The following is a 26,417-nucleotide window of genomic DNA, read 5'->3' on the forward strand; positions in this document are numbered from 1 at the left end:
CGGAGCGCGGGCCCGCCTGGAGCGCGGGCGTCCCGCCCGCTTTGGGCTAAGCCTCCCGAATGCTGCCGAGGAAGCGATCGACCTCGGTGCGCAGGGTGGCGGCCTGCTGTTGAAGCGCCTCGACGGCGCCCAGCACGTCCTTGGCCGCCCGGTCGGTCTCGTGGATGGTCTGGGACACGCCGGTGATGTTCTCGAAGACGTAATTGGTCCCCGAGGCGGCATGGTCGATGTTGCGGGCGATTTCCTGGGTGGCGGCGCCTTGCTCCTCGATGGCGGCGGCGATGGTGGTGGTGATGCCGTCCATGGAGGAGATGGTGGTGCCGATGCCCCGGATGGCGCGCACGGTCTTGCCGGTCTCATCCTGGATGGTGTTGACCTGATTGGAGATCTGCTCGGTGGCGCCGACGGTCTGGCGCGCCAGATTCTTCACCTCCGAGGCCACCACGGCGAAGCCCTTGCCGGCCTCGCCCGCGCGGGCCGCTTCCACCGTGGCATTCAGCGCCAGCAGGTTGGTCTGCTCGGCGATACCGGTGATCATCTCGATGATCTCGCCGATCTTTTCCGCCGCCCCGGCCAGTCCCTGGACGCGGCTGTTGACGGAATTGGCTTCCTTGGTGGCCGAGGCGGCCACCTCGTTGGACATGCCCACCTGCTGGGCGATCTCGTTGATGGACGAGGTCAGTTCCTCGGCGGCGGCGGCCACCATGCGGACGTTCTCGTTGGCGTCACGGGCCTGACCGGCGGCGGAATTAGCCTTCTCCAGCGCCTGATCGGCGGATTCCACCATGCTGCGGGCGGTCAGCGTCATGTGCTGCGACGACGCCCCCACGGAATCGAGAACGGCGGTGACGGTGCGGTCGAAATTGGCGATCAGATCCTCGAGCCGCCGCATGCGCGCCTCGCGGGCGGCAGCCGCCGCGCGGGCCTCGCCCTCCATCTGCTGCTTGGCGATGGTGTTGTCCTTGAACACTTGGACGGCGCGGGCGATGTCGCCGACCTCGTCCTGGCGGTCCAGCGCGGGCACCATGATGGAGGTGTCGCCACCGGCCAACTGGTTCATGCGGACAGTCATGTCCTCGATGGGATCGGCGATGATGCCCTTGAGAATCCAGCGCACCCCCAAGACGGCGAGAATGGTCGCGGCGATGCCGCCCAGGGTCAGCCAAGTCAGAACCTTGTTCAGCCGCGCCTCGGACTCTTCGGTGGACAGCGATGAGGACAGAACGGCGATGACATCGCCCTCTTGCATGCCCATGCCGCCATGGCAGGCGAAACAGACCTCGCTCTTGGCGCCCTCGGTCACGCCCAGCACGATGGGCAGGGAATAGCGGAAATAGCCATCCATGAAGCGGCTGACCGGAACCTTGGCGGCCATGGCCTCGCGGTCGATGTCATCCTTGGGCAGCTTGGGCGCCCGGTCGGGCTCCACGTCCTTCATATGGGCCACCACATGGGTGCCCCACGCGCTCCAGACCTTGCCGGGATAATGGATGTTGCGGCTGTCGAACCAGTTGTTGAATACGGCGATGCCGACGTTGTCGCCATCCTCGGGCCGCTTTGCCATGACGTTCTGGATCAGGGCGTGCAGGGAGGTCATCTCGTTGGCCGACAATTGCAGCAATTGACGTTCCATCTCGGCCCGTTCGAACCGGGCGATGGTCGTCACGACACTGGCAATAAGGGCAACGACGCCGAGACCAACTATGACCATGAAGCGGCTGGAAAGCCGCAAATTGCGCCATGCGTGCGACACGAATACTCCACTTGCTGATGCGGCCGGTCCAGTCCGGTCGCGGCGCCCCAGTCAATCCCCATACAGAGACTATTATGAATGGCCGCAAAAGAAAACACCGACCATTCAGTCTTGCGATGAAAATCAACCGGGGCGTCAATCCAGCAAATTAGAGCCTTACCAAGGAGTCATAGTCGCTGATCAGCTGCTTGGTGATCTCGCCGGGGGTGAAACTGAAGGTACCGATTTCGCGCACCGGCGTCACCTCGGCGGCGGTGCCGGTCAGGAAGCATTCGGTCGCCTTCGCCATTTCCTCGGGAAGAATGGCGCGTTCCACCAGCTTGATGCCGCGCTTCTTCGCCAGATCGATGACTGTTTGACGGGTGATTCCGTTCAAGAAGCAGTCGGGCGTCGGTGTATGCAACTCGTTGCCGAAGACGAAAAAGATATTGGCGCCGGTGGCCTCGGCGACTTGGCCGCGCCAATCGAGCATTAGAGAATCCTCATAGCCATCGCTCTCGGCCTTATGCTTGTTCATGGTCGCGATCATATACAGCCCCGCCGCCTTGGACTGGGTGGGCGCGGTTTCCGGGTGGGGCCGCTTCCATTGCGCCATGTTGAGGCGGATGCCCTTCATGCGGGCCTCGGGGCTCCAATAGCTGGGCCATGTCCAGGTTGCGATGGCGACGCGGATGCGGCTGCTTTGGGCGGCGACCCCCATCATCTCGCTGCCGCGCCACGCCACCGGCCGGACATAGCCGTCGACGATATTGTTGGCCTTGACGGTGGCCATGGTGGCCTCGTCCAGCTGCTCGGCCGTGTAGGGAATCTCGAAACCCAGGATACGCCCGGACTCGATCAGCCGCTGCGAATGTTCGCGCAACTTGAACGCCTTGCCGTTATAGACCCGCTCTCCTTCGAATACGCACGAGCCGTAATGCAAGCCATGGGTCAGGACGTGGATGCCGGCATCGCGCCAGTCAACCAGCTTGCCGTCGAACCAGATATAGCCGTCACGGTCGTCGAAGGGGAGAACTGCCATGGGAATGTCCGTCCAGGAAAAGGGTGGCGTGAAGTCGGGCTGCGAACTGTCGCGACCGAAAATTAGCATTTACGCTTGCACGGCGTAACATTTTTAGGTCATATATGTCAATATGACTGACATAAAAACCGGTTTCAACCCCCTCTTCCTCCGCGAGGAGGAGCTTCGCCAGGGCATCGAGCTGCTGTTCTTCGCCTATCGCGACTTCACGGCGGAGCCCGACGCCATCCTGGCCGACTACGGTTTCGGCCGCGCCCACCACCGCGTCATCTATTTCGTCGGACGCCATCCCGGCATCACGGTGAGCGACCTGCTGGAGATTCTGCGCATCACCAAGCAGAGCCTGTCGCGGGTTCTCGGCCAATTGGTGCGCGAAAAATTCATCACCCAGCGCCCCGGTCTTCGCGACCGCCGCCAAAGGCTTCTGGAGCTGACGGAAAAGGGGATCGAGCTGGAACGCCAATTGACCGAGCGTCAGCGCGGCCGCATCGCGCGGGCCTACCGCGATGCGGGCGCCGAGGCGGTGGACGGCTTCCGCAAGGTTCTGCTGGGACTGGTGGAGGAGGCAGACCGCTCCCGCTTCCCGTCGCGCCAGCCACACAGGAGATAACGCCGTGGACGACGCCCACATCCTGGTGGTGGACGATGACAGGCGTCTGCGCGAACTGCTGCGCAAATACCTGACCGACGCGGGCTATCTGGTGGCGACCGCCGCCGACGCCGCCGAGGCGCGCTCGCGCATGGCGGGGCTGTCCTTCGACCTGATCGTTCTGGACGTCATGATGCCCGGCGAGGACGGCACCCAATTGACGCGGTCCCTGCGGGCCGACGGCAACCCTGTGCCCATCTTGCTGCTGACGGCGCGGGGCGAGGTGGACGACCGCATCACCGGCCTGGAGGCCGGGGCCGACGACTATCTGTCCAAGCCGTTCGAACCGCGGGAATTGCTGCTGCGGCTGGGTTCCATCCTGCGCCGGGCTCCCCGCGATGATCCGAAGCCCAGCCGGGAACTGGGGCTGGGATCGTTCATCTGGGACATGGCGCGCTCGGAATTGCGCCAGGGCGACCAACCGATTCATTTGACCCAGGCCGAGCGCGACCTGCTGGCCATCCTGGCCGATGCCGCCGGACAGGGCGTATCCCGCGACGATCTGGCGTCGCGGACCGGCAATTCGGCCAATCCCCGCACCATCGACGTCCAGGTCACCCGCCTGCGAAAGAAGATCGAGGACGATCCCAAGCTGCCGCGCTATCTTCAGACGGTGCGCGGCACCGGCTATATGCTGCGGCCGGATTAGTCGTCGCCGCCATTGCTTGCTGTTTTTCTCGTCACCCCCGCGCAGGCGGGGGTCCATGATGGGACCGAACCATGCGCCTGATATGTCACGTCGTCGCGTCCGCGCCATGGATTCCCGCTTTCGCGGGAATGACGACGGGGATAATGGCCGCGCCCAACACGCGACGGGAACAATCATGATCCGACCGAGCCTCTGGCTGAAGCGGCTGCTGCCCCAGGGTTTGCTGGGGCGCTCGCTGCTGATCATCATCATGCCGCTGGTGGTCCTGCAGATGGTCTCGATCTATGTGTTCTACGGCGCCCACTGGGAGACCGTCGCCAAACGGCTGGCCAAGGGCATCGCAGGCGATATCGGCACGGTGATCGAGGCAACCCGCGCGTTTCCCGAACCCGAACAACAGTTGATGATTTTGGCCATCGCGGCGGCCAAGATGGAACTGGACATCCGCTTTGTCCCCGGCGGCATTCTGCCCAACCTGCCGCAGCAAAAGCCGTCATCGTTTCTCGAGCGCGCCATGGCCGAGGCCATGGATGAGCGGGTCCAGCGCCCCTATCGCCTGGATGCCGACACCTTCGAGCGCGAAGTCGTGATTCGCATCCAGTTGCCCGAAGGGCTGATGGAGGTCTACGCCCCCAAGAAGCGGCTGTTCAGCTCGACCACCACCGTCTTCATCTTGTGGATGCTGGGGACCGCCATGCTGCTGTTCGGCGTCGCCACCGTCTTCATGCGCAACCAGGTGCGCAGCGTCCGCAAGCTGGCCATTGCCGCCGACCGGTTCGGCAAGGGCCTCGACGTCGCCAATTTCAAGCCCGAGGGCGCCAGCGAGGTCCGCCAGGCGGCCCAGGCCTTCAACCTGATGCGCAGCCGCATCCAACGTCAGATCCAGCAGCGCACCGAGATGCTGGCGGGCGTCTCCCACGATCTGCGGACGCCGCTGACCCGCATGAAGCTGCAATTGGCCATGATGGACGACCAGGAAGGCCGCGCCGACCTGGAAGAAGATGTGGCCGAGATGGAGCGCATGGTGGAAGGCTATCTGGCTTTCGCCCGTGGCGAGGGCAGCGAAAAGCCGCTTCCCACCTCGTTGCCCGATCTGGTGGACGAGGTGGTGGGGCGGTTCCGCCGCCAGGGCAGCACCATCGACCTGCACAGCGAAGGCCATGTGGTCATGGCCTTGCGTCCCGACGCCATGGCCCGCGCGCTGGGCAATCTGATCGGCAACGCCATCCGCTATGGCGGCCATGTCTGGGTCCGGGTCGGCTGTCGTGGCGACGCCGCCGAGGTGTTGATCGACGACGACGGCCCCGGCATTCCCGCGGCCAACCGCGAGGACGTGTTCAAGCCCTTCACCCGCCTGGAGCAGTCGCGCAATGTGGGCACCGGCGGCGTCGGTCTTGGCCTGACCATCGCCCGCGACATCATCCGGACCCATGGCGGCGACGCGCTGCTGGAGGATTCGCCGCTGGGGGGCTTGAGAGTCAGGGTGCGACTGCCCCTTTGAGATGCTACGATCCCTGCCGCATGCGGGTAAGGAGAAGCGGGATGCGGACGGTTCTGGTGGGCAATATCAAGGGCGGCTGCGGCAAGACCACATTGGCCACCCATATTGCCGGCGCCTTCGCCGCCAAGGGCCTCGCCACCGCCATCGGCGACTGCGATCGCCAGCGGTCCAGCCTGAACTGGCTGCGGCGCAGGCCCGAAAGCCTGCCGCCCATCACCGGACTCGACTGGTCCAAGGATGTGGGAACACCACCCAAGGGTCTGGCCATGCTGGTGATCGACGCCCCCGCCGCCATGCATCACAAGGACGTGGAATCCCTCATCGGCATCAGCGACATCGTGGTGGTGCCGGTGCTGCCCGGCGCCTTCGACGAGGACGCCACCGCCCACTTCCTGGAGCGCCTCGCCAAGGTCAAGGCCGTGCGCAAGAACAAGCGCGTGGTCGCGGTGGTGGGCAATCGCCTGCGGCCGGGAACCCGCACCAGCGACCATCTGGACGGCTTCTTCGGCGGGCTGGGCTTTCCGGTGGTGGCACGGCTGCGCGACAGTCAGATCTATCCCAGCCTTGCCGCCCAGGGGTCCACGGTGCTCGACGCCAAGGATCGCCGGGCCCAGTCCTATGCCTTGGAATGGCGGCCATTGCTCGAACTGCTGGAACGATGACCCTGGACAGGGCGAGCCGTAATTCCGATTCCGCCACCCTTCGGCGACGCATGATCATTTTGGTGGTCATCGTCCTGGCGGCGCTCGACGTCGGTGCCGCTGTCTGGATCGGCACCGAACGGGCGGAAGCCCTGAGGATCGCCACGACAAGCGCCGTCAACACCAGCCGCCTGCTGTCGTCGGCGGTTGAGGCGCAATTGGGTGCCATCGACAAGGTGCTGATCGGCGCCGCCGAGTTGATCTCGTTCCAACGCGAGGAGCGAAGGCGTGGGAATGGGGCCATTCTCGCCTTTCTCAAGCGCCAGGTCGAACTGGTGCCCGGAGCAAGAGCCATTTTAGTGATCGGAGCCGACGGCAAGACCTTCTATGGGACAAATCTTTCCGAACCGTTTGGACCGGTGGACCTGTCGGATCGCCCCTATATCAGCCATCATATGACGGACAGGTCGCAAAAGCCCTATCTCAGCACCCCGATCCGAAGCCGCAACGATGGTAGCTGGATCGTTGCCTTGAGCCGTCGGCTGGAAGCGCCGGACGGATCCTTTGCCGGCGTGATCGCCGCCACCATTGATCTGCGACAATTGGCCAAGGTCACGGCCACCGCGTCGCCCGGCCGCCTCGGCTCGGTGGCGCTGGTCGATCTTGAAGGCACCATCCTGGCGCGATCCCCGGATCACCAGCAATTCGTCGGTCATTCCATCGCCACCCTTCCCGCCTTCCTGGAAGGTCGGGACAAGGAGCATGGCGACGGCATCATCGTTTCGCCGCTGGATGGCCGGGTCAGACTGTTCGGGTCAACCCGGGGCAGCGACTTTCCGCTGATTTCAGTGGTGTCGCGGGATCACGACGACGTTCTCGCCGACTGGCGCACCCAAAGCGCGGCGCTGGCAATGGCGGGCATCGTGGTAAACATCATGGTGATCGCGCTGCTGACCCGTCTGCTTCGCCAATTGGCCTTGGTGGAGCAATCCTTCGACCAATTGGCCAGGGCGCGACAAGCCGCCGACACGGCCAATCAGGCCAAGTCGGCTTTCCTCGCCAATATGAGCCACGAATTCCGCACCCCGCTCAACGCCATCCTGGGCTTCTCCGATGCCCTGATGACCGGCTTTCCCGGACACTCTTGCCAAGACTGCTGCCACGACTATCTCGGCCATGTGCAATCTTCGGGACTGCACATGCTAAGCCTCGTCAATGATATCCTGGATCTGTCGAAGATCGAGGTGGGCAAGGCGGATTTGGAGCGCGCGGAAGTGGACCTTGGGGCATTGGCGGGGAACTGCGTCGCCATCGTCAACCCCAAGGCCGACGAGAAGGATTTGCGGCTGACCCTCGACATCCGATCCCAGTCACCGGCTTTTGCCGATCCCCGCCGAATTCGTCAGATCATCCTCAACCTGCTCTCCAACGCCATCAAGTTCACACCCGATGGCGGATCGATCACGCTGACGCTGACCGAGTCCGCCGACGCCTTCCATCTGGCGGTTTCCGACAACGGAATCGGCATGAGCGAAAGCGAGGTCGAAACCGCGCTGACCCCGTTCGGCCAGAATGTCTCGGACATTGCGAGAAGCGAGGCCGGCACCGGCCTGGGGCTGCCATTGGCCAAACGACTGGCCGAATTGCACGGCGGCAACCTGACGGTCTTCAGCGTCAAGGGGGAGCGAACGACGGTGACCTTGGACTTGCCGAAGGCCTGATCAGCCCGCCAAGCGCTGTTCCATGTCCATTCCCCTTGACCGGGCGGGAACGCCGGGCGATTCGCGATAGCCCATGTGATCGATCCATCGCCGCCCCAGATCCAGCAGAGAGCGGCGGTCGATGGCGCGGTGGTCGCCTTGTCGCCAGTTGTCGAGGAGACGGGCGACCTTGGTCGCGAAGGCCAGATGGCGTCCAACCGGCCCCACCGGTTCGTCCGCGTCGCGCGCGAAATGACGATCGACCGCCCTCACCAGGGCTTCCAGCGCCTTTTCGACCACCACGGGAGGCGCATTGACCGCGAAAGCAACATCGAGTTCGTTGAGCAGATTGAGGACGAGACGGTGCTCGGCGTCGATTGCCGCATCTCCGACCGACAGTCGATTGTCCCAAATTGCGATCATGGCGGACTCCTCACCTTCTGCTCGCCGCCAATTTGCCCTATTGGAAGTCCACATTGCAGGTGGGGAAATGGATAGCACCATGAGTAGTAGTGACCTATCCCTTCGCCTTGGCCTCTCCCGCCTCTTCCTCGATCAGCCAGTCCAGCCTCCAGCCGCCACGGTCCGGCGCCAACACCTCGGCCAGCCAGGGCAATAGCGCGGCCAAGTCTTCGTCCAACCGCCAGGGTGGATTGATGATCAGCAGACCGCTGCCGTTCAGCCGGAACGGATCGTCGTCGGGATGGATCAGCAGTTCCGCCGCCAGCGCCTTCGGGCCGCCCTCGTCCCGGATGGCCTGATGGAAGCGGCGCAATGGCTCGCGCCCTTTGACGGGATACCACACCATCACCACCCCGGTCGGCCACAGACGGCGTATCCGCCGCAACGAGGCAAGCAAGCGGTCCATCTCGTCCTTGACCTCGAAGGGGGGATCGATCAGCACCAGGCCGCGCCGCTCGACCGGCGGCAGCAGCCCCTTGGCCGCCACGTAACCGTCCATGTGATGAACCCCTACGCGCCCGTCACCCGCGAAGCAGCGCCTGAGTTCCCCCACGTCCTCCGGATGCAGCTCCACCAGCGCCATGCGGTCATCGGGCCGCATCATGCTCCGAATGATCTCCGGCGAGCCCGGATACCAACGCAAGCCGCCCTCGGGATTAAACCTGCGGATGATCTCCCCATAGTGGGCCAACTGCACGGGGGCCACAGGGGCGGCCAAGACCTTGGCGATGCCGCCCAGATACTCGCCGGTCTTGCCGGCCGCCACCGATTCCAGGTCATAGGCACCCAACCCGGCATGGGTATCGAGCGCAAAGAACGGCTTGTCCTTTCGCAGCAAGGCATCCACCACCAGGGTGATCACGGCATGCTTCATCACATCGGCGAAGTTACCGGCGTGGTAGGCGTGGCGATAATTCATCGTGGGGCCGTGTTCTCCAGGTTTGCCGGACCATAATACCAAGGATTTCCTCGATCCCCGCCCGGCGCATGAAGGGCCCGGTGATCGGTTTCGATCAATGGGGCTTTGTATAAGCGAGACAGGCGAAATTCGAAAGCATCGGCAGTCCAACCATAACTTAAAAATACGCGATCAAAAAATTCTACCAGGGGTTCTTCTTAAATTGTAATGATTTTAAATTCGCCGAAATGTCGACTCCTCCAATACAGTGTTGACACTATGCGAAGGCGCCAAATGGTAGGTGGCGACCAAACCCTGTGACATTTTGTCAAATTTTATTTTTACTAATCTATCGTTTTCATATGCCCGATCATGTATAATCCGCGAACTTCCAAGGTCGATGAAAGTTCGGGTCCGTTATTTGAGTTTTGGCGTATTCTCTGTGGGGAGAGATCTCAATATGGCCGACACATACCTCTCTGGGGTCGAGCGAAGCTTCGCCTCCGACGAGATCATCGTCAGCAAGACCGACGCGAAGGGCCGAATCATCTATGCCAACGAAGTCTTCCTTCGGATGGCGGGATATTCGGAGGCTGAAATCCTCAACCAGCCGCACAGCATCATCCGTCACCCCGAGATGCCGCGATGCGTCTTCAAGCTGTTGTGGGACACCATCTCCACCGGCAAGGAAATCTTCGCCTATGTGAAGAACCGGGCGAAGAATGGCGACCATTATTGGGTTCTGGCCCATGTCACCCCCACATTCGACAAGTCCGGCAACATCGTCAGCTACCACTCCAACCGCCGCGCCCCACGCCGCGAAGCGGTCGAGAAGGCAGAGGGACTGTATCGGCAACTGCTCGCCATCGAGCAGGGCAACCCCGACCGCAAGGCCGGGATGGAAGCGGCGTTCCAGGCCGTGATCGCCACGCTGCAAACCGCCGGAGTGCCGTATGATGAATTCGTCTTCTCTCTCTAAGGCGCTGATCGCCTGCGCCGTCGCCGCCGGTCTGTGCGTGGTGGGGGCGATCATCACCCTGACCCGCGGCGCCGCCCTGGACGCCGCCGCCATCGCCACCGCCGCCGTCAGCTCGCTGGTCGCGCTGTATTGCATCCATCAGGCCCGCACCGCCGTCCACCGCGCCTGCGACGTGCTGGGCGAGGCTGCCTCGGGGCGTCTTGATGCCCGCATCGTCGGAATCTCGGAAACGGGTGTGCTGGGTCAGTTGGAGCATACCATCAACCGCCTGCTGGACCTGACCGAGGTCTTCACCAAGGAAGCCGACGCCGCCATGGCGCTGACCTCCGAGGGACGCTATTTCCGCCACATCCTGACCGACGGCCTGGTGGGCGAGTTTTCCGATCACGCCCGCCTGATCAACAAGGCGCTGAGCGAAATGGAAGGCCGCGCCAAGACCTTCACCTCGGAGGCCGCGGGCATCGGCGACAGCATCAAGCATGTGACCAATGTGGTCGCCGCCACCGCCACCGAGTTGGAAGCCACGGCGCGCCAGATGTCGGAGATCGCCAACCAGACCAGCGACACCTCGGCGCGGGTCGCCGATGCCGCCAACGATGCCTCCAGCCATGTGGAATCCGTGGCCGCCGCCGCCGAGCAGGTCTCCGGCGGCATCCGCGAGGTGGCCGAGCGCATCCAGCATTCCGCCTCCATGGCCCAGGAAACCGTGCGCGTCGCCACCGAGACCGACGAGGCCATCAACGGACTCAACCAGGCGGCCCAGAAAATCGGCGAAGTGGTGAACCTGATCACCGAGATCGCCAGCCAGACCAATCTGCTGGCGCTGAACGCCACCATCGAGGCCGCCCGCGCCGGGGAATCGGGCAAGGGCTTCGCCGTGGTCGCCAACGAGGTCAAGCATCTGGCCAATCAGACGGCGCGCGCCACCGACGAGATTTCCAGCCAGATCCAAAGCATGCGCAATGCCACCCACCATGCGGTGGGCGCCGTTCGCAATATCGCGGGCAAGATTCGCGAGATCAACGACAATGCCACCGGCATCGCCGCCGCCACCGAGCAGCAAAGCGCCGCCGTCGCCGAGATGAGCCGGTCCATCCGGACCGTCGCCGCCGATGTGCAGACCGTGGCCGACACCATCGGCGACGTGGCGTCCACCGCCGGAACCGCCACCGACGCCGCCGGTCAGGTTCTGATCGCGGCGGGCGACCTTGCCGCCCGCACGGTGTCCATGAACGACGATATCGACGCCTTCGTCGCCCGTGTCTGTTCGGGGATCAAGCAGGGGTAGTGCGGCGATACGCACGTCCGATGAGACGACTCTTGTGGAAAGCGGCCGGGACGGCCGCGCTCCGAGAATAGCGCGTCAATTGGAGCGCGGGCGTCCCGGCCGCCTGCGCGTGGGACAGCGTTATCATCCATCCAGATGGCAGGAGAACCCGTTAGCGGACCTTGAACACCGGCATCACCGCCGGACAGGGCAGACGCTCTTCCAGCCGTCCGGTGGCCAGTTCCTCCGCCACCTTGGCCAGCGCCACGTCCCAGGCGGTCAGCACCCGCGCCACATCGGCGCCGTCGTGGGCATAGCAGACATTGTGGCTGGCCAGGAACAGCACGCCTGCCCGCAGCATCTCGCGGGCGAACAGGGTCTTGATCGCCTCCTTGCGCGCCTTGGCGTGGTCTTGCACCGCCAGGATCATCCACGGTGCGCGGCCCACCAGGGAGAAGACCTCGGACAGCCCATGCAGGGCGGCCAGCTTGGCGACCTCGGTGGCCAAATGACCGCCGGTTTGCCACAAGCGATCGATCACCGGCTCGCGCTTCATCTTGTCGATGGTGGCGATGGAAGCCGCCAGCGACAGCGCCTCGCCGCCGAAGGTGCCGGAGATGAACACCTCCTCCATCTCATGCATCACGTCGGCGCGGCCCATCACCGCCGAAATGGGCATGCCGTTGCCCATGGACTTGCCGAACGAGGCCAGATCGGGCGTCACCCCGAACAGCGTCTGGGCGCCGCCTAAGTGATAGCGGAAGCCGGTGATGACCTCGTCGAACACCAGCAGCGCGCCATGGGCGTGGGCCAGTTCCTTCAGCTCCGCCAGATAGCCGGGCGCCGGATCGACGGCGTTCATGGGCTCCATGATCAGGGCGGCCATCTCGCCGGGATGCTCCTTGAACAGTTGGCGGGCCGAATCGAGATTGTTGTAGGCGAAGGTGCCGGTCAGCCCCCGAACCGCCTCGGGCACCCCCTTGTTGCGGGTGGTCGAACCGATATACCAGTCCTGCCAGCCGTGATAGCCGCACACCGCCACCCGGTCGCGGCCCGTGAAGGCGCGGGCGAGGCGAATGGCGGCGGATGTGGCGTCGGTGCCGTTCTTGCCGAAGCGCACGGATTCGGCACAGGGGATCAGGTCCACCAGCCGTTCCGCCAGTTCGGTCTCCAAGGTGGTGGCGAGGCTGAACGAAATGCCGTTGGCCAGTTGGTTGCGGATGGCGGTATCCACGTCCGGATCTTGATAGCCCAGCACCACCGGCAGCAGACCGCACACCATGTCCACATAGGAATTGCCGTCCACGTCCCACACCTTGCCGCCCAATCCGTGGGTCAGGAACATGGGCGAGTCGGCGGGATATTGCAGTCGGCTCTTGGAGAATGTCTGGCTGCCCAGCGGAATCACTTTCTCGGCGCGGGCCAGCAGCGCCGTGCTGGTGACGGCGCCATTCCAGGTCGGCAGGGACTCCTTGGCCAGCGACTTGGCGAAACCCTCGTTGCGGATGATGCGGGCGTTGATGGCGCGCAATTCCGGCCGGGCATCCAGCGCCGCCAGCACGTCCAGATAGGACGGCCGTTCCGGCAGATGCTCCACCAGCGCTTCGAGGAAGGCAAGGTCGGCGGGCTCGTCCAGGGTCCAACGCTCCGACTGCAAGCCGGGCAGCGGGCAGACCAGACTGGACTGGGCGAAGCGGTGACGGCGATCACGGATGAAGACGGTAACGTGCTCGCGGTCCGCCGCCCGCGTCGCCTCCGCCGCCGCACTCTCCAATGCCGCCATGGTGAAGGCCTCGCAGTCCAGACCGTCGGGCCAACTGGCGGGCGTGACATTGCTGGCATAGGCGCCGCCGCTCCGTTTCAGCAGAGCCAGAACCTCGCCGCAGACCCGGGGGTCCAGCAGCGGGCAGTCCGCGGTCAGCCGCATGACGATATCGGCGCGTTCCGCCCTTGCCGCCTGGGCGAAGCGTTCCAGCACGTCGTCAAGCGGGCCGCGATGGCAGGCAACGCCCGCCGCCTTGGCCCAAGCGGCGATAGCGTCGTCATCGCCTTGGCCAGAAGTGGCGATCACCACCTTGTCGATGCCGGCAATGGCCTGGGCCGCCGTGACCACCCAATCCAACACGGGACGCCCCCCAAGCGGCAGCAGAACCTTGCCCGGCAGACGGGTGGAGGACAGGCGGGCCTGAATGATGGCGACAGCAGTCATGACGGCAATCCGGCAAGGGTTCTCGCCTGAATGACGCCTTCCAGCACCGCCAGGGCTTCCGCCCCGCCGCAAACCGGCGGGGCCCCCTTGGTCGAGGCCAGGAATGCCGCCATTTCGGCACGGTAATCATCGGCATAGGCGCCGTTCATGGTCACATCGACCCGCACGTTGCCGTCATTGCCCACATGGCGGAAGTGACGCTGGTCCAGATCCACATGGATCTGCCCGCCGGTCCCGGCAAGGTGAAAGCCGCGCAGGCGCGGCCGCGTCACGTAATCCACATGGATGGTCGAGGTCACGCCGTTGGCATGTTCCAGAATGGCGTCGGCCATGTCCTCGGAGGCCAGTCCCAGCGTCCCGGTCCGGGTGGCGACGCAGGCCAGCGGCCGGAAGCTGCCCAACAGATGGGTGGCGAGATCGAATTCGTGGATATAGTCGAAGATGGCGCCGCCGGTCTTGGGATCGTTGGCATAGCCCTGCCGGAAATCCTGGCCCGGCCGCCAGTCGGGCAGATAGAGCGCGGCGAGGAAGCGGCCCCACAGTACCCGCCCCAAGGCGCCGTCGGCCAGGGCGGCACGGGTCAATTGGACGCAGGGATGCATCCGCATGTTGAGGGCGGCGGCGATCACCAGCCCGGCCTTGTCGGCCTGTTCCAGCAAGTCCGGCAACCGGCCGATACGATGGCCCAAGGGCTTTTCCACCAGGGCATGGCGGCCCGCCGCGATGGCGGCGGCCAGATCGTCCTCGTGACGGTCGGACGGGCTGGCGATGACCACCGCCCGCGACGCGGTCAATGCCGCGTCCCGCGATAGGGCGATGCGGCCGCCTTCGGCTTCCAACAGCGCCCGTCGTTCGGGCGAGGGGTCGAATCCCACCACCCGCTCGCCCAGGGACAGGGCGTTGCGGGCATGGCGCAGTCCGATACTGCCGAGGCCGAGAACTCCGATCATGACAGCACCCTCCCCAATTCACGGACCACCCGTTCGACCTCGTCGTCCTCCATGCCGTAGAACAGCGGCAGGGTCAGGCAGCGATCGTAATAGGCATCGGCCCCCGGCAGCGAAAGCCCCGGCGAGCGGCCGCGATAATAGGGCTGGCGATGCACCGGCAGGTAATGCACCTGGGTGGAGATTCCCCGTTCGGCCAAACCCCGCATCACCTTGGCCCGCGTGGTGCCACAGGCGGCGAAGTCGATCAGGACCACCTGGATATGCCACGACGGAACGCCGTCGGCGGCGCGGCCGACCGGCACCACCCGAGGCGCCAGGGGCGCCAGGGCCCGGTCATAGGCGGCCACCAGTTGGGCGCGGCGCGCCATGAAGCGATCCAGCTTGGCCAATTGGCTGGTTCCAAGGGCGCAGGACAGGTCGCTGGCCCGGTAGTTGAAGCCGGGCGAGGCCATTTCGTAATACCAGGGATTGGGACGCCCCTCGGCGTCGAACGCCTCGTCGGGCTGAAGAAAGCCGTCGGGGTCACGGGTAATGCCATGGCTGCGCAACAGCCGCAGCCGCTCGGCCAGACGCGCGTCGCCGGTGGTGACGGCACCGCCCTCACCCATGGCCACCGTCTTGACCGGATGGAACGAAAACACCGCCATGTCGGACCACGCGCAGGCCCCGGTGGCCGCCTCGCCCTGACGGCTGCCCAGGGCGTGGCAGGCGTCTTCCACAACCGCCAGACCATGACGGCGAGCGGCCTCGGACAGCGCCTTCATGGCGACGCACTGGCCGTTGAGATGGACGGGAAACACCGCCTTGGGGACAAGGCCGCCGCAGCGGCGCAGCGCCTCTTCCAGATGCTCGGAGCCCATCAGGCCGGTGGCGGGGTCCACATCGGCGAACACCACCTCGCCCCCCACATAGCGGGCCGCATTGGCGGTGGCGACGAAGGTCACGGACGGCACGATCACCGCATCGCCCGGCCCCAGGTCCAGGGCAAGCGCCGCCAGATGCAGGGCCGCCGTCCCCGACGAGCACACGACCGCATCGGCCACCTCGGTCACCTTCGCCAATGCCGCCTCGAAGGCCGTCACGGCGGGACCGGTGGTCAGGCAGTCGGATTTGAGCGCCGCCACCACGGCGGCGATGTCGTCATCGTCGATGAATTGGCGGCCATAGGGCAGAGGTCGTGTCATAGCTCCAGCCGACTGATCATCCCCAGCAATTCGTGTTCGGACAGCCACCAGCTATTGGTGTTGCTGGCATAACGGAAATCGTCGGGCACCGGCACGCCCTCGGTCTGGGCATCGGTGGTCCAGAACGACAGCATGGGATGGATGACATAGCGGTCGTCCATCTCGCGAGTGGTGCGGGCTTCTTCCTCGTTGACCATCACCTCGTGCAGCTTCTCGCCGGGGCGGATGCCGACCACCTTGTAGGGCAGGTCGGGGGCCATGGTCTTCGCCAGATCGGTCATCTTCATGCTGGGAATCTTGGGAATGAAGATTTCGCCGCCCTTCATCAGGCACATGGAGGACAGCACGAAATCGACGCCCTGCTGCAAGGTGATCCAGAAGCGGGTCATGCGCTCGTCGGTGATCGGCAGGAATTCCGCGTTCTTGCGGATCAGGTCGCGGAAGAACGGCACCACCGAGCCGCGCGAGCCCACCACATTGCCGTAGCGCACGGCGCCGAACCGGGTCTGGGCGCTGCCCGACAGATTGTTGGCGGCGATGAAGACCTTCTCGGCCGCCAGCTTGGAGGCGCCATAGAGGTTGACCGGGCTGACCGCCTTGTCGGTGGACAGGGCCATGACCGTGCCGACGCCGTTGTCGATGGCGGCGCGCACCACGTTCTCGGCGCCCCACACATTGGTGCGCAGGCATTCGGTGGGATTGTATTCGGCCAGCGAGACATGCTTCTGGGCGGCGGCGTGAACGACGATATCGACGCCGCGAAACGCCATCTGCAGGCGTTCGAGGTCGCGCACATCGCCCAGGAAATAGCGGATGGCCGGATATTTGTGATCCGGGAATTCCTGCTGCATGTCGAAATGCTTCTGCTCGTCGCGAGAGAACACGATCAGGCGCTTGACGCAATCCAGCCCCAGCACGGTGCGGACGAACTGCTTGCCGAACGAGCCGGTTCCACCCGTCACCAGGATGGACTTGCCGGCCAGCTTTTCGCGGATATCGTCGCGCCGAAAGGTGTTCAGGAGAGTCACGGTCATCATTCCTTCGGAAAAAGCGGACCCCTCAGGGTCGCCGGAAATGGTTAAGATTTAGCCAAACGTCACCGACATCCAAGCATGGGCGGCGGCCCGCGCCGCCTCGGGATCGGGGGGCGGCGCCTGGGTCAGGGCGCGGCCCAGCAATCCGCCCCAGATCGCCTTGGGACCATACCACCGCGTCGCCCAGCCATGGGCTTCCGCCGCGATGCGCTCGGCCCAGCGGGGCTGCCTTTTGATGAAATGGGCGAGATGGACGATCTCTTCCAGACTGCCCCAGGGCAGGTAGTGGCGATAGGGCTGGAAGAACCGCGCCGTGCCGGGATTGTCCTGCTCCACCAGCAGCGATCCCGCCGCGATGGTCTCCCACACCCTACCGGTCACCAGATGATCTTCCGGCGTATGGACGGAAATGTTCAGCACCGCCGAGGCGCGGCTCAATATCCGCGCATAGGCCTCCATGTCGGGCGCCTCCTTGGCGCGGCGCTCGCCGATGATGGCGGAAAAGCCGATATCCTCGGTCATCAGCACCGACAACAGGGCGTAGCGGGCGACGAAATTGACGCTGCCGATGAACACCATGTCCAGGTCGGAATGATGCGGCCGCAGGAACGCATCGTGCAGGGCGGGCACCACCATGGGCAGAACCCGATGGTTGAAGGACGCATGATCGGGCCCGAAGACCGGCGACAGGATATCAGCGGCCATGGCGTCGCAGACCGGCGCCCAGGCACTGAGCAGGGCCATGGCGTAGCGATGGGAATCGCGCATCAGGCAGACCACCTTGAAGCCCAGCCGCAGCTTCAAATCCATCAGGATGCCAGGATTGAGACCGCGCAGGATCAAGGGCGAGACGCAGTCGATCACCACCACATCGGGCCGCAGGCGCTCCAATTCAGACTCGAAGAACGCCAGCCTTTCGGCCACCTCGGCATCGGAGCCCTGGAATTCGCGGGGAACCGCCAGGGCCGAATCGGCATGGAGGTGGAAATCGACTCCGGCGATTCTTGCGCTCTCGCGGAAATGCACCGCGAAGTCGTTGGCCAGGGCGCGGTCGCCGAAGGTCACCATCATCACCCGCACCCGCAGCGCCTCGGGGCCGTGATCGGGCAGGACAATGCGGGCCAAATTCTCCTCGTCCAGCGCGAATGCCGCTTCGATCCGCGACAGCAAAGCGGCCTCGATCTCGTCATCATAGGGCCGGACGGTGCCGTCAAATCGTCCGACCATCTCCGCCTGGGCGTCGGAGGCGTCCTTCCACAGCGGGTCGAAGAAACCACGCGCCTTGAGCGGTTGGCCCAGCAGCATGGCGATCACCCCCATCTCCATGATCTGGGTGGGAGCGATGGTCCAGCGCCTGGTCCACTGGGTCATGAAAGCCTCGGCGCGCTCGGGCATGCCGCAGGCCACCATGCCGCGGATGAAGGCGCCATGGCTGCCGGTCCAACCGCCCTCTTCCGCCAGCAGAGCTTCCAGCTCGTCCCATTGCGGCGAAGACAGCCCGCCATTGGCGGCCAGCAGCAGCAAGGCCTCGATCCGGATCAGCGGCAGACCGACAAGGCCGCCGAGCATCCGCCGCGCCTCGTCCTGCCGACCCACCCGGATCAGGCATTGGCCGAGCCGCAGACGAAAGCTGGGCTGCATGGGTTCCAGCGACACCATCACCCGGCAGGCGGCCAGTTCCACGTCATAGGCGCCACTGCGCCGCAGGGTCTCCACGATGGGATGCCACAGCCCCCCCAGCGGCAGATGTCCATGGGCCAGCCATTTATCGACCCGCTCCAGCATGCCCGCTTGCAGCATCTCGGGGACTTCGTCCTCGATCCAGCCGCAGGCGATGGCGGCCATGGCGGGAACCTCCGGCGGCGTCACCTCGAATTCCTCCGAAAATAGAGAATTTCGTCGGCGCGATCCGCCTGGACGAAGCCGCAGGCGACGAAAATCTTCCGGCTGGCGGGATTGGCCTCGCGGATTTCGGCGATCAAGTCCACCGGCCCCACTTGGCGCAACAGCGTCGAGACCGCCATGGTCAGCAAAGCCTGTCCGGCGCCTTTCCCCCTCGCCTCGGGAGCGACGGAGACGGACACCCGCCATTCCTTGTCACGGCAGGTGTCGAACCGCACCATGCCGATCCGCTCGCCGCCATATTCGCCGATCATAAGGATTCGTTCGCGATCCGCCAGGACGCGATCAAGCCAGGCGAAATGGTGGTCGCGCTCCACCTCGGCGGTCTCCAGCGAATTGGCCCGCGTCACGGGATCGTTGCGCCACGCCAGCAGCACCTCGCCGTCTTCCGGCCCCGCCCGGCGCAAGTCCAGGCTCATCAAATCCGCCAGCCGGGCCGCGCCCCGACCGTCGCACAGGGACCGCGCCCGCCCGGCCATGCGCGACCGGGCGCGCTCGTCGCCCGCCAGCAGCGACAGGCTGCGGGCCAGCGCCGCAATATCCAGCGCGGAAACCAGCGCGGCGCCTTCGCGCTCCAGCCCCTTGGCGATATCGCGCTGATTATCGGCGATCACCACCGCCACCGAGGGCAATCCCATGCGGCAGCGTTCCAGCGCCGACGTCCCGGCGGCCCCCACCGCCAAGCCGCAGCGCGCCATCAAAGCCGCCATGTCGGCCACATCCACCAGAACCTCGGCTTGCGGCGTCAAACGGGACGCCAGATCCCGCACCGCCTCCAGATGCGGCGCGGCCCCGCCCATCACCACGCTGACCGGAAGCCCAAGTCCCACCGCCGCCAAGGCTTGCAGCGCCAATCCGGTGGCATTGGTGGGATCGGTGCCGCCCAGCGAAACCAGGATGCGGTCCAGCGGCACCACACGGCTGGGCCCGGCCTCGGCGAAATCCGGACGCAACAGCGCATGACCGGCGCCAGCCAGCACCACCGCCCAGTGGGGAACCAGGCCAAGATAGCGATCGGCCGAGGCACCGATGGTCTGGTCCAGCAGGATGTCGCAGTGATGCGGCCGGTCGGCCAGATCGTCGAGCACCAGGATATGTTCGGCCCAAGCGGCCAATGCCCTCTCATAGGCTTGATCGAGGCCGTAATGATCGACCACCAGCCATTGCGGCGGTGCCAGGGCCGCCAGGGCGGCGGGGTCGCGGGCGGCGGCAAGTTCGATCAACTCCACCGGGGCGCTTCGCAGCGCCGGAACCGTCCGCAAAGTCTCCGCGTCGCAGGCAAAGCGGCAGCGCCAGCCGCGCCGATTCAATTCGGCGGCCAGGGTCAGGCACCGCATGACGTGGCCGATGCCGAGTGTCGCGGAAGCATCGGCGCGAAACAGAGCTGTCCGAGGGGTTGTCACCATGGCCCGATCATCGCCGCAAAGCCTGATGCGATCAACGCCGCGATGTCGTAAAGTTCCGTCATGGACAGCATAATAATCGATGGCCGCCCGGTCGGCCCCGGCAATCCGCCCTATGTCGTCGCCGAAATGTCGGGCAACCACAACGGCGACATCAACCGCGCCTTCGCGCTGCTGGACGCCGCCAAGGCTTCCGGCGCCGATGCGGTCAAGCTGCAGACCTATACCGCCGATACCATCACCATCGACCATGACGGCCCCGACTTCGTCATCCAGGGTGGATTGTGGGATGGCCGCAAGCTGCACGACCTCTATGCCGAGGCCCATACGCCCTGGGCGTGGCACAAGCCGCTGTTCGAGCGCGCCCGCGCCCTGGGGATCACCATCTTCTCGTCGCCCTTCGACGCCACGGCGGTGGACCTGCTGGAAAGCCTGGACGCCCCCGCCTACAAGGTGGCCTCGTTCGAGATGATGGACCTGCCCCTGGTGCGCCGCATCGCCGCCACCGGCAAGCCCATGATCATCTCCACCGGGCTGGCCACCCTGGAGGAAATCCGCGAAGCGGTCGCCGCCGCCCGTGACGGCGGTTGTCGCGACCTGATCCTGCTGCATTGCGTGTCGGGCTATCCCACCGCCCCGGAAGACGCCAATCTGCGCACCATTGCCCATCTGGCCGAGAGCTTGGGGGTTCAGGCCGGTCTGTCCGACCACACCATGGGCATCGCCGTCTCGGTGGCCTCGGTGGCGCTGGGGGCGAGCTTCATCGAGAAGCACTTCACCTTGAAGCGCGCCGATGGCGGCCCCGACGCCGCCTTCTCGCTGGAACCCGACGAGTTGAAGGCGCTGGTGGAGGGCTGCCGTACCGCCTGGGCGGCGCTGGGCCGCGTTTCCTACGACCTCAAGCCGTCGGAAAGCGGCAATCTGCAATTCCGCCGCTCGCTCTATGTCACCGCCGACATGGCGGCAGGCGAGACGTTCAGCGCCGCCAACCTGCGCTCCATCCGCCCCGGATTCGGCCTTGCCCCCAAGCATCTGCCCGAAATCATGGGCCGCCGCGCCACCCGTCCCTTAAGCCGGGGAACGCCCCTTGGCTGGGACATGGTGACGCCCGAGTAGGGACGCCCAGAAGCGACGGCAATCATAGTTGCGGTCCAACCATCCCCGCGCCTCGGCGGCCATGCGCGCCGCCAGGTCGGGATTGCGTTCCACAAAGCGGCAGAGCTGGACGATATCCGCCACATGGGTCCAGGGCAGGTAATGCCGCCAGGGCGTGAAGAACGATGCCGTCCCCGCATTGTCCTGCTCCAGCAGCACCGCCCCGCAGGCGATGGATTCGAACACCCGGCCGGTCACCAGGAACTCGCTGCGCGAATGGGCCGCCACGTTGAGGACCGCCCGAGCCCGCCCCAGGGCGGTGGCATAGGAGTCCATGTCGGGGGTTTCCACCGCCCGGCGCTCGCCGATGATGGCCGTGAACGGAATATCCTCGGTCATCAGCACCGACAGCAGCATGTTGCGCACGCCATAGGTGTTGGCGCCGACGAACAGCAGGCCCATGTCGCGGTTGGCGCCCTCGGCGCTCAGATGCTGGGCGGGCGGCAGCGTCACCAGCACCTTGGAATGAAACGCGGCATGGTCGGGCCGCAGCAGCGCGCAGTGGGGATCATAGGTCAGGATCGTATCGGCCACGGGCGCCCAGGCCAGCAGATAGGGCAGCGTGCTGTCCAGCGCGTCGCGCATCATGCAGACCAGATGAAAGCCCAGCCGGTCGGCCAAGTCCCGCATGCGCTCGGGCCGCAGGCCGCGTTGGCTCGGCATATAGGCGCTGTCCAGGATCACCATGTCGGGCCGCCGCTCGTCCAGCGCCGCCTCGAAGGCGGCGACCCTGTCCCGCACGGCATCGTCGCCCCCCCGGAATTCATGGGAAAAGACGATGGCGTTGTCCAGATAGAGGCTGAAATCCACCCCGGCCGCCTGGGCGGCGCGGCGAAAATGCTCGGCCAGATCATTGGGCAGGGCAAGGCGCTCGAAGCCGACGAACATGACCTTGAGCGACGGCAGCGGGCCGTCGGCCAGCGTCACCCGCGCCAGACCCGATTCCGGCAAGGCGAAGGCGGCCTCCACGCGGGCAAGGATGGAGGCTTCCACCTCGGGGGTATAGGGGGGAATGCTGCCGTCGAAGCATCCCGCCACCCCGGTGATATCGGGATCGTTCAAGGCCCAGAGGCGCTGGAACAAATCACGCGCGGCGGCCGCGTCACCCACATGCATGGCCAGCCAGCCCAGTTCCAGCAGCATGCCGACGCCGTCCGCCGGGCGGGCGGCGGTCCAGGCAGCCAGAAATCCCGAGGCCCGCGCCGCCATGCCGGCCGCCACCAGCCGTCGCACCAGTTGATGATGCGCGGGCTCCCAGGCGGGACGGGCCAGCAACGCCGGGATCAGTTCATCGGCGCAGGACGACTCGCCCAGTTCCATCCGTAACAGCAGGGATTGGACGCGGCTGGGATGGTGCGGGGGAACGCCCGCCAGGGCGGCACGGGCGGCGGCCGTATCGCCACGGCGTCCATGGGCTTCGGCCAACCGGCACAAGACCGCGGGCTCCCCCGCCGCCAGCCCCGACAAAGCCTCCCAGCAGGCGACTTCCGCGTCGAAGCAGCCTTCGGCGACCAGGGCCTGGGCGATGGAATGCCAGAGCAGGGAGGTGGGGCGTTCGGGATCGGACTGCCAAGTATCCAGCAGGTCGAACAGCAAGGACTGAATCGGTTCGGGCGCCTGTTCCTCGATCCAACCGGCCATGACCGCGCCATGCAGTCCTCGCTCGGCGTCCGGCGAATTGACCAAGTTACGCCCTCCCCCGTGGAAGCGCCAAAACCAACCCGTCATCCCGACGACCATCGGGAGGAGGGATCTCATTCTGGAACCGCGATTCAGAACCGGCACCACCAATCCAGGCAGAGATCCCTCGCTTACACTCGGGATGACAAACTGGTCTCAATCCTCGCGGTGAGTGCGTTCCAGGCGCTCGTGGCGCTCTTGCGCCTCGATGGACAGGGTGGCGATGGGCCGGGCTTCCAGGCGGCGGATGCTGATGGGCTCGCCCGATTCCTCGCAAAAGCCGTAGCTGCCGTCGTCGATACGCTGCATGGCGGCGTCGATCTTGGCGATCAGCTTGCGCTCGCGGTCGCGGGTCCGCAATTCCAGGGCGCGATCCGTTTCGGCCGATGCGCGATCGGCGATGTCGGGCTCTTGAAGGCCGCCTTCCTGAAGGTGCTGCAAGGTCTCGTCCGATTCCCGCAACAGCTCTAACCGCCAGCGCAACAGCTTCTGGCGGAAATATTCCTTCATATTCTCGTTCATGAAGATTTCGTCCTCGGCAGGACGATAATCCGGCGGCAACGTGACGGTCATCCACATCCCTCTGATGTCACGGTCGAGCTTAGTCGCTGCGCAATATATGGATCGAGGGGCACCCCCGCAAGCGCAATTAAGCATCGTCACATTTCGGGGGGAGCCGGGAATAAATGCTAGTTGCGGCCCAGCTTGGCCAGTTCGACCTCGACCCGCAGCTCGATCTCGTCGAGCAGGGCGCCCAATCTGGGATCGCCGCAATTTTCCCGGCGCTGGCGAACCGATTGCGCCAGGGCCATCATCTTCTCCTTGGGAATTTCCCCCATCAGGAGTCCGTGGCGCAGATCCTCGAGTCCGTCGAGCAGTTGCTCGCCACGCTTGACCAGTCGGCGGCGGGCTTCGCGTTCGGCGGCGTCATCCACCTGCTGGACGATCAAGATGGCATCAATGCCGGAGATCCCGGCCGTCGCCCCGACGGCATGGGCCTCCTCCATCGAATCCATGGAATCGACGAGGGCTTGGCGAAATTCGCCTTTACCTTGGCTTTTTCCGGTCTTGCTGGCGCCTGCGGCAGGCCCCTTGGAACCGACTCCGGAAATCTTCATGAGTGCCCGGTGGTTGTCATGTCGTTGTGATCCTAGCCCCTTGGGGCCTCTCAGCGATAGGCGCTATTTCGCCAGAGCCGAGGCTTGCGGTCAACTGGGCAGGAATTGCCGGGCCGAGAGGGAGTTAACTGCCGCCGCCGCCCCTGTTTTTCCGCCACGCCCGGCCCAACACCCTTGCATTTGGCGGATTTCGCGGCTGGCACGCCTTTCGCATCGTCATTCCCGCAAGACCCGTGACCCGCTTTGCCCAGGGTGAGACCATCATGACCCGCATCGACGTAAAAGCCGCCACCTTCACCGCCCCGATCCGCGCCTTCCTTTTGGCCGCCTCGCTGGTCGCGGTGACCATCGGACTGATGCCGGCCGAGGCCTTCGGGGCATCGCGCATCAAGGACATCGCCGATTTCGAAGGCGTGCGCGACAATATGTTGGTGGGTTACGGCCTGGTGGTCGGCCTGAACGGAACCGGCGACTCGCTGACCAACGCGCCGTTCACCAAGGAAAGCCTGACCGGCATGCTGGAACGCCTGGGCGTCAACATCCGCGACAAGACCGGCGCCATCACCTCCGTCAGCCCCAAGAACGTCGCCGCCGTCATGGTGACCGCCGTCCTTCCCCCCTTCGCCCGCCAGGGCACCCGCATCGACACCAATGTCTCGGCCATGGGCGACGCCAAGGATCTGCGCGGCGGCACCCTTCTGGTCACCCCGCTGATCGGCGCCGACGGCGAGGTCTATGCCGTGGGCCAGGGCCAGGTCGCCACCGGCGGCTTCTCCGCCTCGGGCGCGTCCGGCACCTCGGTGGTCAAGGGCGTTCCCACCGCCGGCCGCATCTCCAACGGAGCGATTGTCGAGCGCGAGCTTCCCTTCGAGATGGCCCATCTGGAAGCGGTCAAGGTCAGCCTGCGCAATCCCGACTTCACCACCTCGCGGCGCATCGCCCAGGCGGTCAATTCCTTCCTGGGCGGCGACATGGCCCGCCCGGTCGATCCCGGCACCGTCCAGATCGTGGTTCCGCCCGGCTATCGCGGCAACGTCGTCGGCCTGTTGACCGACGTGGAGCAGCTGCGCGTCGAGCCCGATCAGGTCGCCCGCGTGGTCATCGACGAAGTATCCGGCACCATCGTCATGGGCGAGAACGTGCGCATCAGCACCGTCGCCATCGCCCAGGGCCAGTTGACCATCCGCATCAGCGAGACGCCCCAGGTCTCGCAGCCCTCGCCCTTCTCCGACGCGGGCACCACCACCACCGTGCAGCGCACCGACATCCAGGTGGACGAAGGCGCGGGCAACAAGCTGGCCGTGGTCCCCCACAAGGTCACCTTGCAGGAACTGGTCGAAGGCCTGAACAGCCTGGGCATCGGCCCGCGCGACCTGATCACCATCTTGCAAGCCATCAAGGCCGCCGGCGCCCTGCAGGCCGAACTGGAGGTGATGTAACATGACCGCCGCCATCACACCCTCGTTCGACTCCTATGACATGGCGCCCAAGCCGCCCCCCATGGTCAAGTCCGCCGACAAGGCCACCGCCCAGAAGGTCGGCCGTCAGTTCGAGGCGCAGTTCGTCTCGCAGATGTTCCAGCACATGTTCGAGGGCATCAAGACCGACGGCGTGTTCGGCGGCGGCTCCGGCGAAGAGATGTTCCGGTCCCTGCTGGTCGATGAATACGGTAAGATGGTGGCCAATCGCGGCACCGCCAACAATCCCAACGCCAGCGGCTTCGGCATCGGCGCCGCCGTTCAGAAAATGCTGTTGAAGCACCAGGAGGTGCAGTGACATGACCGACATCCTCCACGACGACGACACGCCCGACAGCGGCCCCATCATCGCCTTCGACGATCTGATGTTCGCCTGCACCAATCTGTGCGAACTGCTCGAGATCGAGAACGAGGCGCTGCTGAGCCACGACGTCGAGACCGTCAAGATTCTGACCGAGAACAAGGTCTCGCTGTCACGCCTGTACGAACAGGCCATGCAGCCCATGGTCACAAGCCCTGAACTGGCCGAAACCCTGGAGCCGGAGCAGCGCGACGAGCTGATGGCGGTGGGATTGCGGCTGCAGGAGCTGACCAAGGTCAACACCCTTCGCCTGGAAGCGGAGATGGAGGCCTATAAGCGGGTCATGGACATCCTGGCCGACAAGGCGAAGAAGCAAAAGATCAACGCGACCAACTACGGCAGGGCAGGCACCTTCGACCCGTCCTGCGCCACGGGCGGATCGCTTACCTACAACAAGTCGCTCTAACGCCAGAAAGGCGGGGA

General features: G+C 65.1%; 24 protein-coding genes. 11 read left to right on the forward strand and 13 right to left on the reverse strand.

Annotated features, from left to right (window positions below):
- Nucleotides 1-46: 46 nt before the first annotated feature.
- Together CU669_RS05680 and CU669_RS05685 are read right to left on the reverse strand one after the other, a co-directional pair.
- Complete coding sequence (locus CU669_RS05680; RefSeq protein ID WP_239988560.1) at nt 47-1,753, reverse strand: methyl-accepting chemotaxis protein; 1,707 nt, start codon at nt 1,751-1,753, stop codon at nt 47-49.
- Nucleotides 1,754-1,901: 148 nt separating this feature from the next.
- Nucleotides 1,902-2,774 carry a branched-chain amino acid aminotransferase gene (locus CU669_RS05685; RefSeq protein ID WP_112142854.1) on the reverse strand — a complete coding sequence of 291 codons (873 nt, stop codon included), beginning with the start codon at nt 2,772-2,774 and terminating at the stop codon, nt 1,902-1,904.
- A 112-nt stretch (nt 2,775-2,886) separates the two neighbouring features.
- Here CU669_RS05685 and CU669_RS05690 point away from each other — a divergent pair, with 112 nt between their 5' ends.
- From CU669_RS05690 to CU669_RS05710, 5 genes are all read left to right on the forward strand, one after another.
- Nucleotides 2,887-3,384 (forward strand): MarR family winged helix-turn-helix transcriptional regulator, encoded by a 498-nt coding sequence (locus CU669_RS05690; protein WP_112142855.1) that lies wholly within the window; start codon nt 2,887-2,889, stop codon nt 3,382-3,384.
- A 4-nt stretch (nt 3,385-3,388) separates the two neighbouring features.
- A complete protein-coding gene (locus CU669_RS05695; RefSeq protein WP_112142856.1) occupies nt 3,389-4,072 on the forward strand; it encodes a response regulator in 684 nt (227 codons plus the stop codon).
- A gap of 175 nt (nt 4,073-4,247) precedes the next feature.
- Nucleotides 4,248-5,573 (forward strand): ATP-binding protein, encoded by a 1,326-nt coding sequence (locus CU669_RS05700; RefSeq protein ID WP_112142857.1) that lies wholly within the window; start codon nt 4,248-4,250, stop codon nt 5,571-5,573.
- A 41-nt stretch (nt 5,574-5,614) separates the two neighbouring features.
- Entirely contained in the window at nt 5,615-6,235 is a 621-nt protein-coding gene (locus tag CU669_RS05705) for a ParA family protein (RefSeq protein WP_112142858.1), read from the forward strand.
- A complete protein-coding gene (locus tag CU669_RS05710; protein ID WP_161539593.1) occupies nt 6,232-7,935 on the forward strand; it encodes a sensor histidine kinase in 1,704 nt (567 codons plus the stop codon). The genes CU669_RS05705 and CU669_RS05710 overlap by 4 nt, the downstream gene beginning before the upstream one ends.
- On the opposite strand, the gene CU669_RS05715 is transcribed toward CU669_RS05710, so the two are convergent.
- Nucleotides 7,936-8,337 (reverse strand): hemerythrin domain-containing protein, encoded by a 402-nt coding sequence (locus CU669_RS05715; RefSeq protein ID WP_112142860.1) that lies wholly within the window; start codon nt 8,335-8,337, stop codon nt 7,936-7,938. It lies immediately after the preceding gene.
- 94 nt (nt 8,338-8,431) lie between these two features.
- Entirely contained in the window at nt 8,432-9,295 is an 864-nt protein-coding gene (locus CU669_RS05720; RefSeq protein ID WP_112142861.1) for a 23S rRNA (adenine(2030)-N(6))-methyltransferase RlmJ, read from the reverse strand.
- A 439-nt stretch (nt 9,296-9,734) separates the two neighbouring features.
- Between CU669_RS05720 and CU669_RS05725 the strand changes: the two genes are divergently transcribed.
- Complete coding sequence (locus tag CU669_RS05725; protein ID WP_112142862.1) at nt 9,735-10,253, forward strand: PAS domain-containing protein; 519 nt, start codon at nt 9,735-9,737, stop codon at nt 10,251-10,253.
- A complete protein-coding gene (locus CU669_RS05730; protein ID WP_239988561.1) occupies nt 10,228-11,541 on the forward strand; it encodes a methyl-accepting chemotaxis protein in 1,314 nt (437 codons plus the stop codon). Before CU669_RS05725 ends, CU669_RS05730 begins: the two co-directional genes overlap by 26 nt.
- Before the next feature lie 151 nt (nt 11,542-11,692).
- Here CU669_RS05730 and CU669_RS05735 read toward each other — a convergent pair whose 3' ends face one another.
- From CU669_RS05735 to pseG, 6 genes are read right to left on the reverse strand one after another with little or no spacing between them, the layout of a single operon-like run.
- On the reverse strand, nt 11,693-13,729 hold the full coding sequence (locus tag CU669_RS05735; protein ID WP_112142864.1) for an aminotransferase class III-fold pyridoxal phosphate-dependent enzyme: 2,037 nt from the start codon (nt 13,727-13,729) through the stop codon (nt 11,693-11,695).
- Entirely contained in the window at nt 13,726-14,679 is a 954-nt protein-coding gene (locus CU669_RS05740) for a Gfo/Idh/MocA family protein (RefSeq protein WP_112142865.1), read from the reverse strand. Before CU669_RS05740 ends, CU669_RS05735 begins: the two co-directional genes overlap by 4 nt.
- Nucleotides 14,676-15,863, reverse strand: a complete 1,188-nt coding sequence (gene pseC, locus CU669_RS05745; protein WP_112142866.1) for a UDP-4-amino-4,6-dideoxy-N-acetyl-beta-L-altrosamine transaminase — start codon at nt 15,861-15,863, stop codon at nt 14,676-14,678. The genes CU669_RS05740 and pseC overlap by 4 nt, the downstream gene beginning before the upstream one ends.
- Complete coding sequence (gene pseB / locus CU669_RS05750; protein ID WP_192884583.1) at nt 15,860-16,897, reverse strand: UDP-N-acetylglucosamine 4,6-dehydratase (inverting); 1,038 nt, start codon at nt 16,895-16,897, stop codon at nt 15,860-15,862. Before pseB ends, pseC begins: the two co-directional genes overlap by 4 nt.
- 51 nt (nt 16,898-16,948) lie before the next feature.
- A complete protein-coding gene (locus CU669_RS05755; RefSeq protein WP_112142868.1) occupies nt 16,949-18,766 on the reverse strand; it encodes a glycosyltransferase family protein in 1,818 nt (605 codons plus the stop codon).
- Nucleotides 18,763-20,205, reverse strand: a complete 1,443-nt coding sequence (gene pseG / locus CU669_RS05760; protein ID WP_112142869.1) for a UDP-2,4-diacetamido-2,4,6-trideoxy-beta-L-altropyranose hydrolase — start codon at nt 20,203-20,205, stop codon at nt 18,763-18,765. Before pseG ends, CU669_RS05755 begins: the two co-directional genes overlap by 4 nt.
- Nucleotides 20,206-20,265: 60 nt before the next feature.
- Between pseG and pseI the strand changes: the two genes are divergently transcribed.
- A complete protein-coding gene (pseI, locus tag CU669_RS05765) occupies nt 20,266-21,318 on the forward strand; it encodes a pseudaminic acid synthase (RefSeq protein WP_112142870.1) in 1,053 nt (350 codons plus the stop codon).
- On the opposite strand, the gene CU669_RS05770 is transcribed toward pseI, so the two are convergent.
- From CU669_RS05770 to CU669_RS05780, 3 genes are all read right to left on the reverse strand, one after another.
- Nucleotides 21,271-23,043 (reverse strand): glycosyltransferase family protein, encoded by a 1,773-nt coding sequence (locus tag CU669_RS05770; RefSeq protein WP_161539594.1) that lies wholly within the window; start codon nt 23,041-23,043, stop codon nt 21,271-21,273. The two genes, pseI and CU669_RS05770, sit on opposite strands and share 48 nt — an antisense overlap.
- Nucleotides 23,044-23,193: 150 nt before the next feature.
- Entirely contained in the window at nt 23,194-23,610 is a 417-nt protein-coding gene (gene dksA, locus CU669_RS05775) for an RNA polymerase-binding protein DksA (protein ID WP_112143040.1), read from the reverse strand.
- Nucleotides 23,611-23,726: 116 nt separating this feature from the next.
- Nucleotides 23,727-24,155: a flagellar assembly protein FliX gene (locus CU669_RS05780; RefSeq protein WP_112142872.1), complete on the reverse strand. Its 429-nt coding sequence runs from the start codon at nt 24,153-24,155 to the stop codon at nt 23,727-23,729.
- Nucleotides 24,156-24,418: 263 nt separating this feature from the next.
- On the opposite strand from CU669_RS05780, the gene CU669_RS05785 reads away from it, so the two are divergent.
- Genes CU669_RS05785 through CU669_RS05795 form a run of 3 tightly spaced genes read left to right on the forward strand, consistent with a single transcriptional unit; the run spans nt 24,419 to nt 26,400 of the window.
- Nucleotides 24,419-25,594 carry a flagellar basal body P-ring protein FlgI gene (locus CU669_RS05785; RefSeq protein ID WP_112143041.1) on the forward strand — a complete coding sequence of 392 codons (1,176 nt, stop codon included), beginning with the start codon at nt 24,419-24,421 and terminating at the stop codon, nt 25,592-25,594.
- Between the two features lies 1 nt (nt 25,595).
- Nucleotides 25,596-25,931, forward strand: a complete 336-nt coding sequence (locus CU669_RS05790; RefSeq protein WP_112142873.1) for a rod-binding protein — start codon at nt 25,596-25,598, stop codon at nt 25,929-25,931.
- A 1-nt stretch (nt 25,932) separates the two neighbouring features.
- Nucleotides 25,933-26,400, forward strand: a complete 468-nt coding sequence (locus CU669_RS05795; RefSeq protein ID WP_112142874.1) for a flagellar protein FlgN — start codon at nt 25,933-25,935, stop codon at nt 26,398-26,400.
- Nucleotides 26,401-26,417: the final 17 nt, after the last annotated feature.

It is taken from the genome of Paramagnetospirillum kuznetsovii (genome assembly GCF_003284725.1).
Classification (GTDB): Bacteria; Pseudomonadota; Alphaproteobacteria; order Rhodospirillales; family Magnetospirillaceae; genus Phaeospirillum; species Phaeospirillum kuznetsovii.

What these genes read in the sequence shown, in the direction of transcription:
- CU669_RS05685 (WP_112142854.1), bottom strand. Translation starts at nt 2,774, where the DNA reads ATGGCAGTTCTCCCCTTCGACGACCGTGACGGCTATATCTGGTTCGAC.
- CU669_RS05690 (WP_112142855.1), top strand. Translation starts at nt 2,887, where the DNA reads ATGACTGACATAAAAACCGGTTTCAACCCCCTCTTCCTCCGCGAGGAG.
- CU669_RS05700 (WP_112142857.1), top strand. Translation starts at nt 4,248, where the DNA reads ATGATCCGACCGAGCCTCTGGCTGAAGCGGCTGCTGCCCCAGGGTTTG.
- CU669_RS05705 (WP_112142858.1), top strand. Translation starts at nt 5,615, where the DNA reads ATGCGGACGGTTCTGGTGGGCAATATCAAGGGCGGCTGCGGCAAGACC.
- CU669_RS05710 (WP_161539593.1), top strand. Translation starts at nt 6,232, where the DNA reads ATGACCCTGGACAGGGCGAGCCGTAATTCCGATTCCGCCACCCTTCGG.
- CU669_RS05715 (WP_112142860.1), bottom strand. Translation starts at nt 8,337, where the DNA reads ATGATCGCAATTTGGGACAATCGACTGTCGGTCGGAGATGCGGCAATC.
- CU669_RS05720 (WP_112142861.1), bottom strand. Translation starts at nt 9,295, where the DNA reads ATGAATTATCGCCACGCCTACCACGCCGGTAACTTCGCCGATGTGATG.
- CU669_RS05725 (WP_112142862.1), top strand. Translation starts at nt 9,735, where the DNA reads ATGGCCGACACATACCTCTCTGGGGTCGAGCGAAGCTTCGCCTCCGAC.
- CU669_RS05730 (WP_239988561.1), top strand. Translation starts at nt 10,228, where the DNA reads ATGATGAATTCGTCTTCTCTCTCTAAGGCGCTGATCGCCTGCGCCGTC.
- CU669_RS05735 (WP_112142864.1), bottom strand. Translation starts at nt 13,729, where the DNA reads ATGACTGCTGTCGCCATCATTCAGGCCCGCCTGTCCTCCACCCGTCTG.
- CU669_RS05740 (WP_112142865.1), bottom strand. Translation starts at nt 14,679, where the DNA reads ATGATCGGAGTTCTCGGCCTCGGCAGTATCGGACTGCGCCATGCCCGC.
- pseC (WP_112142866.1), bottom strand. Translation starts at nt 15,863, where the DNA reads ATGACACGACCTCTGCCCTATGGCCGCCAATTCATCGACGATGACGAC.
- pseB (WP_192884583.1), bottom strand. Translation starts at nt 16,897, where the DNA reads ATGACCGTGACTCTCCTGAACACCTTTCGGCGCGACGATATCCGCGAA.
- pseG (WP_112142869.1), bottom strand. Translation starts at nt 20,205, where the DNA reads ATGGTGACAACCCCTCGGACAGCTCTGTTTCGCGCCGATGCTTCCGCG.
- pseI (WP_112142870.1), top strand. Translation starts at nt 20,266, where the DNA reads ATGGACAGCATAATAATCGATGGCCGCCCGGTCGGCCCCGGCAATCCG.
- dksA (WP_112143040.1), bottom strand. Translation starts at nt 23,610, where the DNA reads ATGACCGTCACGTTGCCGCCGGATTATCGTCCTGCCGAGGACGAAATC.
- CU669_RS05780 (WP_112142872.1), bottom strand. Translation starts at nt 24,155, where the DNA reads ATGAAGATTTCCGGAGTCGGTTCCAAGGGGCCTGCCGCAGGCGCCAGC.
- CU669_RS05785 (WP_112143041.1), top strand. Translation starts at nt 24,419, where the DNA reads ATGACCCGCATCGACGTAAAAGCCGCCACCTTCACCGCCCCGATCCGC.
- CU669_RS05790 (WP_112142873.1), top strand. Translation starts at nt 25,596, where the DNA reads ATGACCGCCGCCATCACACCCTCGTTCGACTCCTATGACATGGCGCCC.
- CU669_RS05795 (WP_112142874.1), top strand. Translation starts at nt 25,933, where the DNA reads ATGACCGACATCCTCCACGACGACGACACGCCCGACAGCGGCCCCATC.